Source organism: Micromonospora sp. NPDC005553 (genome assembly GCF_042871765.1).
Lineage (GTDB): Bacteria > Actinomycetota > Actinomycetes > Mycobacteriales > Micromonosporaceae > Micromonospora.
On sequence record NZ_JBIAJD010000003.1, the window covers coordinates 117340 to 132128 of the forward strand.

Here is a 14789-nt window from a genome sequence, read left to right on the forward strand (position 1 = left end):
CGGAGATTACCGGTTTCCCCACCCGTCACGGGAAGAACCGGCGAGTCAGGTCATTGCGGCGGCAGTTGTGCCAGCTGAACAAGGCGTACGCCCTCCCGTCGGGTGACCAGCCGACCACGCCCCGGCGGCAGCGGTCCGGGTCGCACCGCCCCGACGAGTGCGCCCTCCTCGGGGCTGCCCGCCATCACCAGGCCGGCGGTGGACAGCTCCCGCAGGCGCTGCACGATCGGCTCGTACTGGGCCCGGCTCGCCCCACCGGACCGGCGGGCCAGCACCAGGTGCAGCCCGATGTCCCGGGCGTGCGGCAGGTGCTCCTCCAGTGCGCGTAACGGGTTCGCCGGCCCGGCCGCCACCAGGTCGTAGTCGTCCACCAGCACGAACAGCTCCGGCCCGGACCACCAGGACCGGTCCCGCAACTGCTGCGGGGTGACCTCCGGCCCGGGAGCCCGCCGCTCCAGGTACCCGGCGGCCGACTCGACCAGGTCGGCGGTGTGAGCCGCCGCGGTGCCGTACCCGATCAGGTGTGGCGTCTCGATGGCACCGAGCAGGCTGCGCCGGTAGTCCACGAGGATCACCCGGGCCTGCTCGGGAGTGAACCGGGCGATGATCGACGTGGCCAGCGCGCGCAGGAACGACGACTTGCCGCACTCCGAGTCCCCGAAGACCACGAAGTGCGGCTCGGTGGCGAAGTCGATCGACACCGGGCGCAGGTCCGCCTCCGCGATCCCGATCGGCAGCCGCAGCCCGGTCGTCGAGGTGAGGTCCAGATCGGCGTACGGCAGCACCGGCGGGAGCAGCCGCACCCGGGGCGCCCGAGCACCCGCCCACCCGTCGGCGGCCCTCTTGACCAGGTCGGCGGTGTCTCCGCCGGCGGTACCAAGCTGCGGCAGCGCGGTGAGGAAGTGCAGGCCCTCCGCGGTCACCCCTCGGCCGGAGCGCTCCGGCACGTTGGCGGCCGCACGCCGGGCCACCAACGAGTCGGCCGGGTCACCGAGGCGCAGCTCCAGCCGGGAGCCGAACAGGTCCCGGATCGCCGGGCGGAAGTCCAGCCACCGCAGCCCGGTGGCGACCACGTGCAGCCCGTACGACAGGCCCCGGGTGGCCAGGTCGGTGACGAGTGGCTCCAGGTCGTCGTACTCGCCGCGGATGGTGGTCCACCCGTCGATCACCAGGAACACGTCGCCGTACGGGTCGGTGCCCGGCTGGCCCACGGTCCCCGCTGCCGCTCGACGCTGCCGGTACGCGGCCATCGACTCCACGCCCAGCTCGGCGAAGCGGCGTTCCCGGTCGACCAGCAGGGTGGTCATCTCGCCGACGGTGCGTCGTACGGCGGTCGGGTCGGCGCGGCTGGTCACCCCGCCGACGTGCGGAAGGTCGCGCAGCGCGGCCAACCCGCCGCCGCCGAAGTCGAGACAGTAGACCTGCACCTCGGCCGGTGTGTGGGTGAGCGCCAGCGCGCAGATCAGCGTGCGCAGGGCGGTGGACTTGCCGCTCTGCGGCGCGCCGACCACCGCGACGTGGCCGGCAGCGCCGTCCAGCGCCAGCCAGAGCAGGTCCCGGCGCTGCTCCAATGGTTTGTCCACCACCGCCATCGGCACACCGAGTGCCCCGTGCAGCTCAGGGTTGCCCACTGTCAGCCCGCGTTTCGGGTGCACCTCGACCGGACCGAGCAACTCGTCCAGGGCGGGCGGCTGGCCGAGCGGCGGAAGCCAGACCTGGTGCGCCGGCGGGCCCTGCCCGACGAGCCGGTCCACCAGCAGGTCGAGCAGCGTCCTGGTGCCCTCCTCCTCCGCCACGACGGGCAGGGCCGGGGTCGCCGGCTCGGGCACCGGTACGACGTGGGTGCTGAAGGTGAGCAGCCGTGCGCCTCCCTCGGTGGCGACGCCGCCCGGCGCGGGCCGACGGCGGACGGCACCGGAGACGTACGCGGCCTTGAAGCGGGCCAGCGGGTCGGTGCCGGCACGCAGGTAGCCGTGGCCCGGTGAGCGGGGCAGCTCGTGCGCGTCGGCCACGCCGAGCACCGTCCGGGACTCCAACGCCGAGAAGGTGCGCAACCCGATCCGGTACGAGAGGTGGGTGTCCAACCCGCGGAGCCGGCCCTCCTCCAGGCGCTGGCTGGCGAGCAGCAGGTGCACGCCGAGCGACCGGCCCAGCCGGCCGATCTGCACGAACAGGTCGATGAAGTCGGGCTTGGCGGAAAGCAGCTCCGAGAATTCGTCGCAGATCAGCAGCAACGACGGCAGCGGGGCGAGGGGACTGCCGGCCGCCCTGGCCCGCTCGTAGTCGCGCACGCTGGCGAAGTTGCCCGCCCTCCGCAGCAGCTCCTGGCGGCGGACCAACTCCCCGTTGATCGCGTCCACCATGCGATCGACAAGGGGCAACGCGTCGGCCAGGTTGGTGATCACGGCCGCGGTGTGCGGCAGCCGGTCGAACGAGGTGAAGGTGGCGCCACCCTTGAAGTCGACGAGCACGAAGTTGAGCTGCTCGGAGCTGTGCGTGGCGGCGAGCCCCAGCACCAGCGTGCGGAGCAGCTCGGACTTGCCGGAGCCGGTCGCCCCGATGAGCAGGCCGTGCGGGCCCATGCCGTCCTGGGCGGACTCTTTGAGGTCCAGCTCGATGGCGCCGCCGTCCGCGCCCACACCGATCGGCACCCGCAACCGGTCCCGTGCCGAGCGCGGCAACCAGCCCTGTTCCGCGCTGAAGCTCTCCGGGTCACCGAGGCCGAGCAGCTCGGGGAGGCCCAGGTCGGCCTGGAGTGGGGAGTCCGGCCCGCGGGCCGCGCCGGCGAGCCGCAGCGGTGCCAACCGTCGGGCGACCGCCTCGGCGTCGGCCAGGTCCAACTGGTCGGCGGTGCCCACCTCGGCATGCCCGTCGGACGACCGCGAGTGCAGCCGCCGGCCGTGCAACTCCAGCAGCAGCGCGTACCGGTCCAGCAGTCGGGGCGGCGGGGTGTCCAGGTCCAGCACTGTGACCGCGTCGATGCCGCCGTCGCCGGTCAGGTCACTGGCACCGGTCAGGTCGCCGCCGTCGAGGACCACCACCACGTGCTGGCCGTCGGTGGCCGGGCCGGCCGGGCTGAACCGGGACCGGGTGGCCAGGACATCGGCCAGCAGCGACTCCAACTCGGCGGCCGAGCTGGTGACCAGGCGTACCGGGCCGAGCGCGTCGGCGCGGCCGGGATGGTGGGCGTGCGGGAGCCACTTCACCCACTCCCAGCAGGCGCGGCGCTCCGGCCCGGCACAGACCGCGACGAGCAGCTCGTCGGGGGCGTGGAAGACGGCCAACTGGGTCAGCACGGCCCGGACCAGCGCCTGCGCCGCCGGGTCGCCGGTGGGTGGCCCGCCGGTGGTCGGAGTGGTCGCGGCCCGGCCACGGGCGGCGGAACGCACGTGCACCCGGGCGAAGCTGCGCAGCGACAGCGCCACCGGCAGATCCGGCACCACTGAGTACGCGTCCAGGAAGCGGCGCAGCGCGCCGGCGGTCATCGGCTCGAGCTCCTCCAGCGGCCGGGTGACCGGTGGGACCAGTGGGGTGGCCAGGGTCTGCGGCCCGACGGCGACCCGCACCACAGCGAAGTCGGGGTCGGCGGGGCGCCGTTCCCAGACCCGGTGGCTGTCCACCGTCGACCACAGCCGGCCCGGATCCGGGTGCCGGTAGTAGAGCCCGGCCCGTTGCTGGCCCGCGGTCCGCCGTACCCGCCGCCGCAGTGTGGCCAGGTGGCGCAGGTACTCCCTGCGGGCGGCCATCATCTCGGACTTCTTCGGGGTGCCGGAGGCGCTGCCCCAGGACGTCACCAGCATCGCCAACGAGGAGAGCCCGAACATCCCGCCCACCACGTACGAGTAGGCGCCGCCGCCCCGGCCGAACATCATCGCCATCGCCACGGTGCCGCCGAGCATGGGCAGCAGCATGAGCAGTTGCTGCCACCGCCCGCCGGTCACCACGGGGATCTCCGGTGGCGCGTCGACCGACAGCTCACCGGCGGGAATCTCCGGCGCTGGTCGGCGCGGTGGGCGCTTGATGACGACGGTGGACACTCGGCCTCCTGACAGCGCTCGGTAACCCGAGCCTGGCTCATGGTAGGTAAAGTCCTGTCGTCCGCGCAGCCTCCGATCCCAGTCGATATGGAGACCAGTCGATGACTACCGGGCTGGCACGCGTCACCATCAGCGCGCCGCAACGACGGGTGGACGTCGCCCTGCCGGAGCAGGTGCCCCTGGCTGAGCTGCTGCCCGACGTGCTCCGGCACGCCGGTGTCGGGCTCGCCGACGACGGCGAGCAGCACGGCGGTTGGGTCCTCCGCCGCACCGACGGGGCGCTGCTGGTGACCGCACAGGCCCTGCTGCCGCAGGGGGTCCGCGACGGTGAGGTGCTGCACCTCGTGCCGGCCCGCGCGCACTGGCCCGAGTTGGAGTACGACGACGTCATCGAGGCCATCGCCGACGGTGCTCGCCGCCGCGGCGGCGCCTGGTCGCCCACCGCCACCCGGGCCGCCGGTCTGGCCGGTGCCGCCGTACCGCTCGCGGTCGGACTGCTCGCGCTGCTCGCCGGCGGTCCGACGCACCGGGCCGGCTGGCTGGCGGCCGTCGCGGTGGCGCTGGTGCTCACCGTGGCCGGCACGGTGGCCTCCCGCGCCAACGGCGACGGCACCGCCGGGGCGACGCTCGGCGGCTACGCCCTGCCCTACGCTTTCACGGCCGGTGCCCTGGCCGTCGGCTCCGGTGATCCGGTCGGGCCGATCGGACCGGCCCGCTGGGTGGGCGCTCCCGAACTGCTGGCCGGCTCGGTAGCGCTGCTGCTGGTGGCGTTGATCGGTCTCCTCGGAGTGGCCAGTCGGCTGCGGATCTTCGTGGCCGGCGTCACTGTCGGCCTGATCGGCGCGGGGGCCGCGCTCGGTGGGCTGCTGACGACCACTGCCGGTACGGCGGCGGTGCTGCTCAGCGCACTGGTCTTCGCCGTCGGCGTCATCCCGCTGCTGGCCATCCGGCTGGGCAAGCTGCCGCTGCCGCCGATCACCCTGCCGGCCGCCACCCCCGCCGAGGAGCCGGAGCGGGTCCGGGATCTGCCGGACCGGGGCCGGGTGCTCGCCGCGGTGATCCGCACCGAGGAGATGCTCACCGGGATGCTCATCGGCCACGCGCTGCTGGTGGTGGCCACAGCGGTGGTCCTCGTGGTCGCCGGTGGCACGGCGGGCCGGGTGCTGGTGGCGGTCACCTCGGCTGTGCTGCTGCTGCGGTCGCGGCTGTTCGTGGCGCTGCGACACCGGGTGCCGACGGTGCTCGCCGGGCTGGCCGGCTACGCGGCGCTGGGCGCCGTGCTGGTCGGTCCGGCCGACGAGACATGGCGACTGGTGCTGGTTCTGGGCGGGGCGGCGCTGGCCCTGGTGGCGGTCGCCAGCGGCACCGGGTACGCCCGCCGGCCGGTCTCGCCGTACCTCGGGAGGGTCGCGGACCTCACCGACACGGCCCTGGTGGTCGCCGTGGTGCCGATCGCCTGCGCGGTGCTCGACCTGTACGACAGGGCCCGAGGGCTGCTCGGTTGAGCGACCCTCGGGCCCTGTGCGTCAGTGATCGTCAGTGCATGGATTCGCCGCGCGCCTCGGCGTCGCGGGCCCGCTTGTAGGAGGCGTGGATCTCGGCCTCGGCCTCGGTGCGGCCGACCCAGGTCGCGCCCTCCACCGACTTGCCGGGCTCCAGGTCCTTGTAGACCTCGAAGAAGTGCTGGATCTCCAGGCGGTCGAACTCGCCCAGGTGGTGGATGTCGCGCAGGTGCTCCTGGCGAGGGTCCTCGTAGGGCACGCAGAGGACCTTGTCGTCCCCGCCCTTCTCGTCGGTCATCCGGAACATGCCGATGGTGCGGCAGCGGATCAGACAGCCCGGGAAGGTCGGCTCGGGGACCAGCACGAGGGCGTCCAGCGGGTCGCCGTCCTCGCCCAGGGTGCCCTCGATGAACCCGTAGTCGGCCGGGTACTGGGTGGAGGTGAAGAGGGTGCGGTCCAACCGGATCCGGCCGGTCTTGTGGTCCACCTCGTACTTGTTCCGGTGACCCTTGGGGATCTCAACCGTCACGTCGAAATCCATCTGCACGCTCCCTCGTCTGCCCACGCTGGCTAACGGAACCACTGGCGGCCCTCCGGACAGGTGAATGCCCACCCGCCGACTCCGGCCGCCGCATAGTCTTCGGACCGAAGTAGTGTCACCCAAGCCGATTTTCGCTGGGGGAGGAGGGGGTCGTGGGGAGGGAAGATTCACACTACCGCCCGGATGGGGGCTCCGCGCACGGTACCGGACGATCCGGCTCCGGCAGCGCCAAGGGGCGGGTCCCGGTGCCGGAGGCGCACCTCCCACGGGCTCCCGAAGTAACGACCCCGGCACCGGACGAAGTAACGACCCCGGCACCGGAGACGGTGCCCGAGCGGCCCCCGCCGCTGCCCTGGCGCCCACCCGTGGGGCCGGCGTCGCCCGCTCCGAACGCGGGTCGGTTCCCGGTAGCCGGTGGTGACCAACCGGTGAGCGGCCCACCGCGCGGCAGTGCCACGGTCCCGGTGAGCCCTGCGCCGGTCAGCCCGTCGTTCGGTCCCGGGCCGACCGCCCCCGACCCAGGTGAGGTCCCCCCGGTGGGGCCGCCGATCTCCGCGTTGCCGGCACCCGCCGACGCCGCGCCAGCGCCCGTACCTGCCGCGCCGCGCCGCCGGAGGCGGCTGCCGGTGGTGCTGGCCGCTGTGCTCCTGCTGGTGCTCGCCAGCGTCGGAGTCGTGATCACCCGTCCCGGCCCGGTCGCCGGGTGGCTGGGCGACGATGCCGGGTCCGGGCCGAACGCGGTCGGCGTGACTCCGGAACCCGCCCCGTCGGACGTGCTGGGCGGCCCGGATTCGAACGCCCCGGTGCCCACCCCGGACGGGGTTCGGGCAGTGCTCGATCCACTGGTCGGCGTCGCCGCCCTGGGCGACCGGGTGAACGTCTCGGTCGCCGACGTGATCACCGGTCAGACGTTGTTCGCCAAGGGGGCGGACGACGGCACAGTGCCCGCCTCGGTGACGAAGCTGGCGACCGCGGTGACGGTGCTGGCGGCCCGGGGTCCCGGCTACCGGATTCCCACTCGTGCCGTGGCCGGCGCGAAGGCTGGCGAGGTGGTGATCATCGGGGGTGGTGACCCGACCCTCGCGATCAACAAGAAGGGTTACTACCCGGGCGCGGCGCGCCTCGACGATCTGGCCGCCCAGGTGCGTACCGCGCTCGGCGGCACGCCCCCGACCAGTGTCACCGTCGACGGTTCGGTCTACTCCGGCCCGGTCTACGGCCCCGGCTGGGACGACGACATCCCCACCGGCGGTTCGGGGGGCGCGGTGACCGCGCTGATGACCGACGGCGCGCGTACCGACCCGGGCGTCGAGCACGGGTCCGCCCCGCGGTTCGCCGAGCCGGACCTGGCCGCCGGCAAGGCGTTCGCCCGGTTGCTCGGGGTGCCGACCGACTCCGTGAAGCGGGGCGCGGCCCCGCCCCAGGCGGCGGCCGGTGCCAGCCCGGCACCGGGCACCGAACTGGGCGTGGTGCAGTCCCCGCCGCTGATCAGGCTGGTCGACGTCATGATCAGCGAGAGTGACAACCTGGTGGCCGAGGCGCTCGCCCGGCAGGTCGCGTTGGCCCGCGGTCAACCCGCCTCGTTCGACGGCGGCGCCGCCGCCATGGACGCCGAGGTGGCTGAGCTTGGCCTGCCCGCCGACGAGATCAGCGTCTCCGACGGCAGCGGCCTGTCCCGGCTCAACCGGATCAGCCCGTCGCTGCTGACCGATCTGATCCGCCTGGCTGCCAGTCCGGACCATCCGGACCTGGCCGGCGTCTTCGGTGGTCTGCCGGTGGGCGGTTGGTCCGGGACTCTGAACGAGCGCTACCGCACCGCTGCGGGCACGGCCGCGGGCGCGGGCAGCGTCCGGGCCAAGACCGGCACCCTGACTGGCGTGCACTCCGTCGCGGGCCTGGTCACCACCGCCGACGGTCGGCTGTTGACCTTCGCGGTGCTCACCGACAAGGTGCCGGGGGACCGGGACACCGCCCAGCCGGCACTGGATCGGATCGCCGCTGCGCTGGCCGGTTGCGGCTGCGGCTGACCGTCGCCGGTTCGGGGGCGACGGGGTCGTCATCGGCGTCGATCGAGGGCGCGAGCCCGGGCCGGGGTGTCGCGGCGCGGGTACGGTGGGTTCATGGCGCAGTTCGTGGACTGGGATCTGGCCGCCGCCACTGCGGGGGCGTTGAGCAAGTCTGGCCCCCGCGTGTCGTACGCGGAAGCCACCGACGTGGTCGGCGACCTGCGTCGGCTGACCGACGAGGCGGCCGGGCACGTGGCCGACTACACGGGGTTGCGGGCGCAGGTGTCGCATCCGCCGGTCCGGGTGGTCGACCGCCGCGACTGGGCCGCGACCAACATCGCCGGTCTCCGCGAGGTGATCACACCGCTGGTGAGTCGGCTCTCCGGCGACAAACAACCGGGCGCGTTGACCGAGGCGATCGGGTCCCGGCTCACCGGGGTGCAGGCCGGGACGGTGCTGGCCTACCTCTCCGGCCGGGTGCTCGGCCAGTACGAGGTCTTCTCGGCCGACCCGGGCCAGCTGCTGCTGGTCGCGCCGAACATCGTCGAGGTGGAGCGCAAGCTCGGCGCCGACCCTCGGGACTTCCGGCTCTGGGTGTGTCTGCACGAGGTCACCCACCGCACCCAGTTCACGGCGGTGCCGTGGATGCGGGCCTACTTCCTCAGCGAGGTGCAGGCGTTCGTCGACGCCTCGTCCAGCGGAAGCGAGCACCTGGTCGAGCGGTTGCGGCGCGGGGTGGCCACGTTGTCCGACGCGGTCCGTGATCCGGAGAGCCGCACCAGCGTGCTGGACATCGTGCAGACCCCGGCGCAGCGGGCCGTACTGGACCGGCTCACCGCGTTGATGACCCTGCTGGAGGGGCACGCCGAGTTCGTGATGGACGGCGTCGGCCCGCAGGTGATCCCGAGCGTGGAGCGGATCCGGGCGTCGTTCAACCGACGCCGGGAGGCGGGCAACCCGCTGGAGAAGGCGATCCGCCGGCTGCTCGGCGTGGACGTCAAGATGCGCCAGTACGCCGAGGGGCGCAAGTTCGTGCACGGGGTGGTGGAACGCGTCGGAATGGACGGCTTCAACTCGATCTTCAACTCGCCGCTGACCCTGCCTCGGCTGTCGGAGTTGGGTGACCCGGACGCCTGGGTCGCCCGGGTGCACGGCCCCGCCGGCACCATTCCGGCCGCTGGCTGACCACCCGCCGGTGGCCGCGCTCGCTCCGCCGGTGGCCGCGATCCGGGTGGCGGTTCGCCGCGCCCTGACCGGCCTGCCGTCCGGCGGGCCGGTGCTGGTCGCCTGCTCCGGTGGTGCCGACTCGCTCGCGCTCGCGGCGGCCACCGCCTTCGTGGCACCACGGCTGGGCCGCGTCGCGGGGCTCGTCACCGTCGACCACGGCTTGCAGGACGGCTCCGCGGAGCGCGCCGAGGCGGTAGCCACGTGGGGGCGAGGGGTCGGCTTCGTGTCGGCGACGGTGGCCCGGGTGGAGGTGGCCGGGCGTCCCGGCGGGCCGGAGGCGGCCGCCCGGGAGGCCCGCTACCAGGCGCTGACCGAGGCGGCCCGGCAACAGAACGCCGTCGCGGTGCTCACCGGGCACACCCGTGACGACCAGGCGGAAACGGTGCTGCTCGCGCTCGCCCGGGGCGCCGGCCCACGGGGGCTGGCCGGAATGCCCGCCCGCCGCGACCTGGGCGGGGTGCCACTGCTGCGTCCGCTGCTGGAGATCGGTCGGGACCAGACCCGCGCCGCCTGCGCCGTCCTCGGGCTGAGCCCGTGGCAGGACCCGCACAACCGCGACCCGTCGTACGCCCGGTCGAGGGTGCGGGGCGACCTCCTGCCGGCGCTGGTGCGGGCGCTCGGGCCAGGTGTGGTGGACAACCTGGCGCGTACCGCCCGGCTGGTGGCCGCCGACAACGCCGCGCTCGACGAGTTGGCGGGGACGGCTCTGGCGGCGGCCCGGTGCCCCGACGGAGGGCTGTCCGTACCGGCCCTGCTCGGCCTGGTTCCCGCCGTACGCGGCCGGGTGCTGCACTCCTGGGCCCGCGAGTTGGGTGCGCTGCCCGGTGCCCTGTCGCACCGGCACGTGGCCGCTCTGGACGCCCTGGTGACCGATTGGCACGGTCAGGGCCCGACCGACCTGCCCGGCGGTGTCCGGGTGCTCCGCCGCGACGGCCGGCTGGCATCGGTGCGCCCCGCCTGACCTGACCGGCCGGTCTCAGCCGCTGTGTGCCCGGTCCCGGAAGGTGGTCCGGTAACTGTGTGGGGTGGCACCGACCCGGCGACTGAAGTGGTGGCGCAACGCGGCCGCGTCGCCGAAGCCGGCCTGGTCGGCGACCGCCTCCACGCTCAACGGGGTCTCCTCCAGCAGCCGCCGGGCGAGTAGCACCCGCTGGTTGGTGAGCCAGTCGTGCGGGGTGGTGCCGGTCTCGGCGCGGAACCGGCGGGCGAACGTGCGGGGCGCCATATCGGCGCGGGCGGCCAACTCCTCTACGGTGATCGTCCGGTCCAGGTGGCCCATCAGCCACTCCAGCACCGGTTCGAGGGTGGGTGCCTCGGGCGCCTTCGGGATGGGCGCCTCGACGTACTGGGACTGGCCACCGTCGCGGTGCGGTGGGACCACCATCCGCCGGGCCAGCCGGGTCGCGGTGGCCGAGCCGTGCTCCTGGCGGATCAGGTGCAGGCACGCGTCGATGCCGGCCGCCGTGCCTGCGCTGGTGAGCAACCGACCGTCCTGGACGTAGAGCGAGTTGCACCGCACCCGGGCGCGCGGGTGCCGGCGTTGCAGTTCGTCCACGTACCGCCAGTGGGTAGTGCACTCGCGGTCGTCGAGCAGCCCGGCCTCGCCGAGCAGGAAGGCTCCGGAGCAGACGCTGAACAGGTGCGCTCCGCGGGCGTCGGCCCGACGGAGCGCGTCGAGCACCGGGCCGGGGACCGTGGTGCCCTGGCTGTGCGCGGGGATGGCCACCAGGTCGGCCTCGTCGACCGGGCCGAGGTCGGCGTGTGGGGTGAGGTGGAAGCCGGACGAGGTACGCACGGGAGCGCCGTCCGGGCTGCACACCTGGAAGCGGTAGGCGGGGAAACCGTCGGCTGTCCGGTCGGTGCCGAACACCTCGGCGAGCACGCCGAGCTCGAAGGGAGCGACCTGGTCGAGGGCGAGGACGGCAACGGACCGCAGCATGTGACGAGGGTAACCCGACAGGTGGCAGTAAATCGATGACCACTGGCATTCCTGCCACTGTCCGATCGCTTCGCGAGGTCGCAGACTTGTCTCAGTCCGGTGCGCACCGGCGGCGAAACCGACAGCAATCATGCGAAAGCGAGCGCCGCCATGGAGTTCCTGTTCATCCTCCTGTTCCTCGTCCTCCTCGCCACCGCCTCGGCGGCCGGCCTCACCGTCGACAGCCACGATTCGGCCGACTGGAAGCCGAGCGACGATGGCCGCCGCTGGCGGTCACGCACCAACTGATGTGATTAGCGTTGTTTGCGCAGAAAATCCTCGGCGGGACTGCGCCAAAAGGTGCGGCCCCGCCGACGGAGGCCATCCGACGTACGGCAGGCTAGGAGTCATGGCTGACGGCTCCTGGTACGACGCCGACATCGACCACGTGATCATCTCTGAGGCGCAGATCCGCGAGAAGACGGCGGAGCTGGCCAAGCAGGTCTCCGCCGACTACTCCCACGTGGGCGACGGGCTGCTGCTGGTGTGCGTACTCAAGGGCGCGGTGATGTTCATGGCGGACTTCGCCCGGGCGCTGGGCCGCAACGGCCCGCCGGCGGAGCTCGACTTCATGGCCATCTCGTCCTACGGCCAGGGCACCACCTCCTCCGGGGTGGTCCGCATCCTCAAGGATCTGGACCGGGACATCGCCGGTCGGCACGTGATCGTCGTCGAGGACATCGTCGACTCCGGGCTCACGCTCTCCTGGCTGCTGCGCTACCTCGAGTCGCGCTCGGCGGCGAGCGTCGAGGTGGTCGCCCTGTTCCGCAAGCCGGACGCGGTGAAGGTGCCGGTACCGGTGAAGTACGTCGGCTTCGACATCCCCACCGAGTTCGTGGTCGGGTACGGCCTCGACTTCGCTGAGCGCTACCGGGAGCTGCCGTACGTCGGGGTGCTCAAGCCCGAGGTCTACGCCCGCTCCTGACGCCGGGCCGACCCGTCGCGGGCGGCCCGCGGGTCGACATGAGCCCGACTTCTATCGGCATCCATCAAGCCGACGTTCAGCGCGCTCTCAGCTGATGCGGTTACCGTGTAGCACGGTGGCCCGGAGGTTCCTCCGCGCTCGACCCACTCGATCGCGTGACCGGGCGCTCGGGTGGCCGAGCCGGACTCCCCGCCACGCCGGCTTCCACCCGGACTCGCCGTACGTTGGCTGCGGGGCTGGTGGGCCTGCCCACGGTGCGTGTCGTCGATGTCGAAGGCGCGTGAAGTGCGGAGGCTCGCAGGTTCGCTGCTGGCGTACACGGTCTTTTGATGGTGCACGACTGCGGGGCTCGCAAGCTCACGCCTCGCGTACACGGTGTACCGTCGAATGACCGCGGCGCGGTAGTTTTCGCGCCTCGGGGTCGAGTCGGCCCGCACGGCGGCTCCGGCCGCCGCTCAATGCGGCGACACCATCAGACGGTCAGGACGTCGATCAGGAGGATGCGGGCGCCCCGGCGCTCGACAACAGTATGGAACGTACGCGTTTCTTCCGCCGACCGGTGGTCTGGATCATCCTGGTCATCCTCGGCGCCGTTGTGCTCAGTCAGCTGTTCACCAGTGGTCCCAGCTACCACCGCGTGGACACTTCCGTTGCGCTCGATCAACTGCACACCGCCAAGATCAACAAGGTGGTCTTCCAGGACAAGGAGCAGACGCTCCAGCTGGACCTGGCCCAGAAGACCAAGTTCGGCAAGACCGAGACCAACAAGATCGAGGCCCAGTTCCCGTACCAGGCTGGCGACCAGATCTGGAACGAGGTGCTGGACGCCAAGGCGAACAACCGGGTCACCGGCCCGGCCGACGCCAAGGTCTCCTCGGACAGCATCTGGGTGAGCCTGCTGGTCAACCTGCTGCCGATCGCGCTGCTCGTGCTCCTGCTGCTGTTCTTCATGTCGCAGATGCAGGGCGGCGGCTCCCGGGTGCTCAACTTCGGCAAGTCCAAGGCCAAGATGATCACCAAGGACACTCCGAAGACGACCTTCGCGGACGTCGCGGGTTCCGAGGAGGCCGTCGAAGAGCTGTACGAGATCAAGGACTTCCTGCAGAACCCGGCCAAGTACCAGGCCCTGGGCGCCAAGATCCCGAAGGGCGTGCTGCTGTTCGGCCCGCCCGGCACCGGCAAGACGCTGCTGGCCCGCGCGGTCGCCGGCGAGGCCGGGGTGCCCTTCTACTCCATCTCCGGCTCCGACTTCGTGGAGATGTTCGTCGGCGTCGGCGCCAGCCGGGTCCGTGACCTGTTCGAGCAGGCCAAGACGAACGCCCCGGCGATCGTCTTCGTCGACGAGATCGACGCCGTCGGCCGGCACCGTGGCGCCGGCATGGGTGGCGGCCACGACGAGCGGGAGCAGACGCTCAACCAGCTGCTCGTCGAGATGGACGGCTTCGACACCAAGGGCGGCGTCATCCTGATCGCGGCCACCAACCGGCCGGACATCCTCGACCCGGCGCTGCTGCGCCCGGGCCGGTTCGACCGGCAGATCCCGGTGGACGCCCCCGACATGGAGGGCCGCAAGGCCATCCTGCGGGTGCACGCCAAGGGCAAGCCGTTCACGCCCGACGTCGACCTCGACGCGGTGGCCCGTCGCACGCCGGGCTTCAGCGGTGCCGACCTGGCCAACGTGATCAACGAGTCGGCCCTGCTCACCGCTCGTAAGGAGCAGCGCGCGATCTCCAACGACTCGCTCGAAGAGTCGATCGACCGGGTGGTCGCCGGTCCGCAGCGGCGGACCCGCGTCATGAGCGACAACGAAAAGAAGATCACCGCGTACCACGAGGGTGGCCACGCGTTGGTCGCCTGGGCGCTGCCGCACGCCGCGCCGGTGCACAAGGTGACGATCCTGTCCCGTGGCCGCTCGCTGGGCCACACCCTGGTGCTCCCCACCGAAGACAAGTACACGCAGACCCGCGCCGAAATGATCGACACCCTGGCGTACGCGCTGGGCGGTCGCGCTGCCGAGGAACTGGTCTTCCACGAGCCGACCACCGGCGCCGGCAACGACATCGAGAAGGCCACCCAACTGGCCCGCGCGATGATCACCCAGTACGGCATGAGCTCCAAGCTCGGCGCGATCAAGTACGGCACCAGCGGGGACGAGCCGTTCCTCGGCCGCAACATGGGCCACGAGCGGGACTACTCGGACTCGGTGGCCGCCGAGATCGACGGCGAGATGCGGGCACTGGTCGAGCTGGCGCACGACGAGGCCTGGGAGATCCTGGTGGAATACCGGGACGTCCTGGACAACATCGTGCTCGAGCTGATGGAGAAGGAAACCCTCTCCACGGCCGACATGGCGCGGATCTGCTCCCGGGTGGTCAAGCGCCCGCCGCTGGCGCCGTACAACGGCTTCGGCAAGCGTCAGCCCTCCACCGAGCCGCCCGTGCTCACCCCTGCGGAGAAGGACAAGCTCAAGGCGCAGGCCCAGGCCGACGGCGCGCAGGCGTCGGTTGGGGGCGTGGCGCCGTCCAACAACTCGGACGGCACGCACTGAGCAACGACCCGACGGCCAGCTCCCC

The 14789-nt window shown here is 72.4% G+C and carries 10 protein-coding genes; 7 read left to right on the forward strand and 3 right to left on the reverse strand.

The genetic code is table 11. From position 1 onward, the window contains the following. Positions 1-50 precede the first annotated feature (50 nt). Positions 51-4037 carry a type VII secretion protein EccCa gene (gene eccCa, locus ACFYPG_RS13005; RefSeq protein ID WP_387351976.1) on the reverse strand — a complete coding sequence of 1329 codons (3987 nt, stop codon included), beginning with the start codon at positions 4035-4037 and terminating at the stop codon, positions 51-53. Positions 4038-4138: 101 nt separating this feature from the next. Here eccCa and eccD point away from each other — a divergent pair, with 101 nt between their 5' ends. Beyond that, positions 4139-5542, forward strand: a complete 1404-nt coding sequence (eccD, locus tag ACFYPG_RS13010; protein WP_387351977.1) for a type VII secretion integral membrane protein EccD — start codon at positions 4139-4141, stop codon at positions 5540-5542. Between the two features lie 31 nt (positions 5543-5573). Here the strand turns inward: eccD and ACFYPG_RS13015 are convergent, their stop codons facing one another. Beyond that, a complete protein-coding gene (locus tag ACFYPG_RS13015) occupies positions 5574-6080 on the reverse strand; it encodes an inorganic diphosphatase (RefSeq protein WP_099849144.1) in 507 nt (168 codons plus the stop codon). A 548-nt stretch (positions 6081-6628) separates the two neighbouring features. Here ACFYPG_RS13015 and dacB point away from each other — a divergent pair. The 3 genes from dacB (at position 6629) to tilS (ending at position 10274) form a co-directional block, all read left to right on the forward strand. Then, the gene (dacB, locus tag ACFYPG_RS13020; protein ID WP_387352686.1) at positions 6629-8107 is read left to right on the forward strand and encodes a D-alanyl-D-alanine carboxypeptidase/D-alanyl-D-alanine-endopeptidase; all 1479 of its coding nucleotides are present in this window, start codon (positions 6629-6631) and stop codon (positions 8105-8107) included. Between the two features lie 93 nt (positions 8108-8200). Then, positions 8201-9271 carry a zinc-dependent metalloprotease gene (locus tag ACFYPG_RS13025; protein ID WP_091403614.1) on the forward strand — a complete coding sequence of 357 codons (1071 nt, stop codon included), beginning with the start codon at positions 8201-8203 and terminating at the stop codon, positions 9269-9271. Positions 9272-9281: 10 nt separating this feature from the next. Continuing rightward, positions 9282-10274: a tRNA lysidine(34) synthetase TilS gene (gene tilS, locus ACFYPG_RS13030; RefSeq protein WP_387351979.1), complete on the forward strand. Its 993-nt coding sequence runs from the start codon at positions 9282-9284 to the stop codon at positions 10272-10274. Positions 10275-10289: 15 nt separating this feature from the next. On the opposite strand, the gene ACFYPG_RS13035 is transcribed toward tilS, so the two are convergent. After that, a complete protein-coding gene (locus tag ACFYPG_RS13035; protein WP_387351981.1) occupies positions 10290-11252 on the reverse strand; it encodes a GlxA family transcriptional regulator in 963 nt (320 codons plus the stop codon). A gap of 99 nt (positions 11253-11351) precedes the next feature. On the opposite strand from ACFYPG_RS13035, the gene ACFYPG_RS13040 reads away from it, so the two are divergent. The 3 genes from ACFYPG_RS13040 (at position 11352) to ftsH (ending at position 14764) form a co-directional block, all read left to right on the forward strand. Further along, complete coding sequence (locus ACFYPG_RS13040) at positions 11352-11540, forward strand: hypothetical protein (RefSeq protein ID WP_355006099.1); 189 nt, start codon at positions 11352-11354, stop codon at positions 11538-11540. 100 nt (positions 11541-11640) lie between these two features. Next, positions 11641-12216, forward strand: coding sequence for a hypoxanthine phosphoribosyltransferase (gene hpt, locus ACFYPG_RS13045; protein WP_091403272.1), 576 nt, complete (start codon positions 11641-11643; stop codon positions 12214-12216). 529 nt (positions 12217-12745) lie between these two features. Continuing rightward, the gene (ftsH, locus tag ACFYPG_RS13050) at positions 12746-14764 is read left to right on the forward strand and encodes an ATP-dependent zinc metalloprotease FtsH (protein WP_355005970.1); all 2019 of its coding nucleotides are present in this window, start codon (positions 12746-12748) and stop codon (positions 14762-14764) included. Positions 14765-14789: the final 25 nt, after the last annotated feature.

What these genes read in the sequence shown, in the direction of transcription:
- ACFYPG_RS13025 (WP_091403614.1), top strand. Translation starts at nt 8,201, where the DNA reads ATGGCGCAGTTCGTGGACTGGGATCTGGCCGCCGCCACTGCGGGGGCG.
- ftsH (WP_355005970.1), top strand. Translation starts at nt 12,746, where the DNA reads ATGGAACGTACGCGTTTCTTCCGCCGACCGGTGGTCTGGATCATCCTG.
- ACFYPG_RS13015 (WP_099849144.1), bottom strand. Translation starts at nt 6,080, where the DNA reads ATGGATTTCGACGTGACGGTTGAGATCCCCAAGGGTCACCGGAACAAG.
- eccD (WP_387351977.1), top strand. Translation starts at nt 4,139, where the DNA reads ATGACTACCGGGCTGGCACGCGTCACCATCAGCGCGCCGCAACGACGG.
- ACFYPG_RS13035 (WP_387351981.1), bottom strand. Translation starts at nt 11,252, where the DNA reads ATGCTGCGGTCCGTTGCCGTCCTCGCCCTCGACCAGGTCGCTCCCTTC.
- hpt (WP_091403272.1), top strand. Translation starts at nt 11,641, where the DNA reads ATGGCTGACGGCTCCTGGTACGACGCCGACATCGACCACGTGATCATC.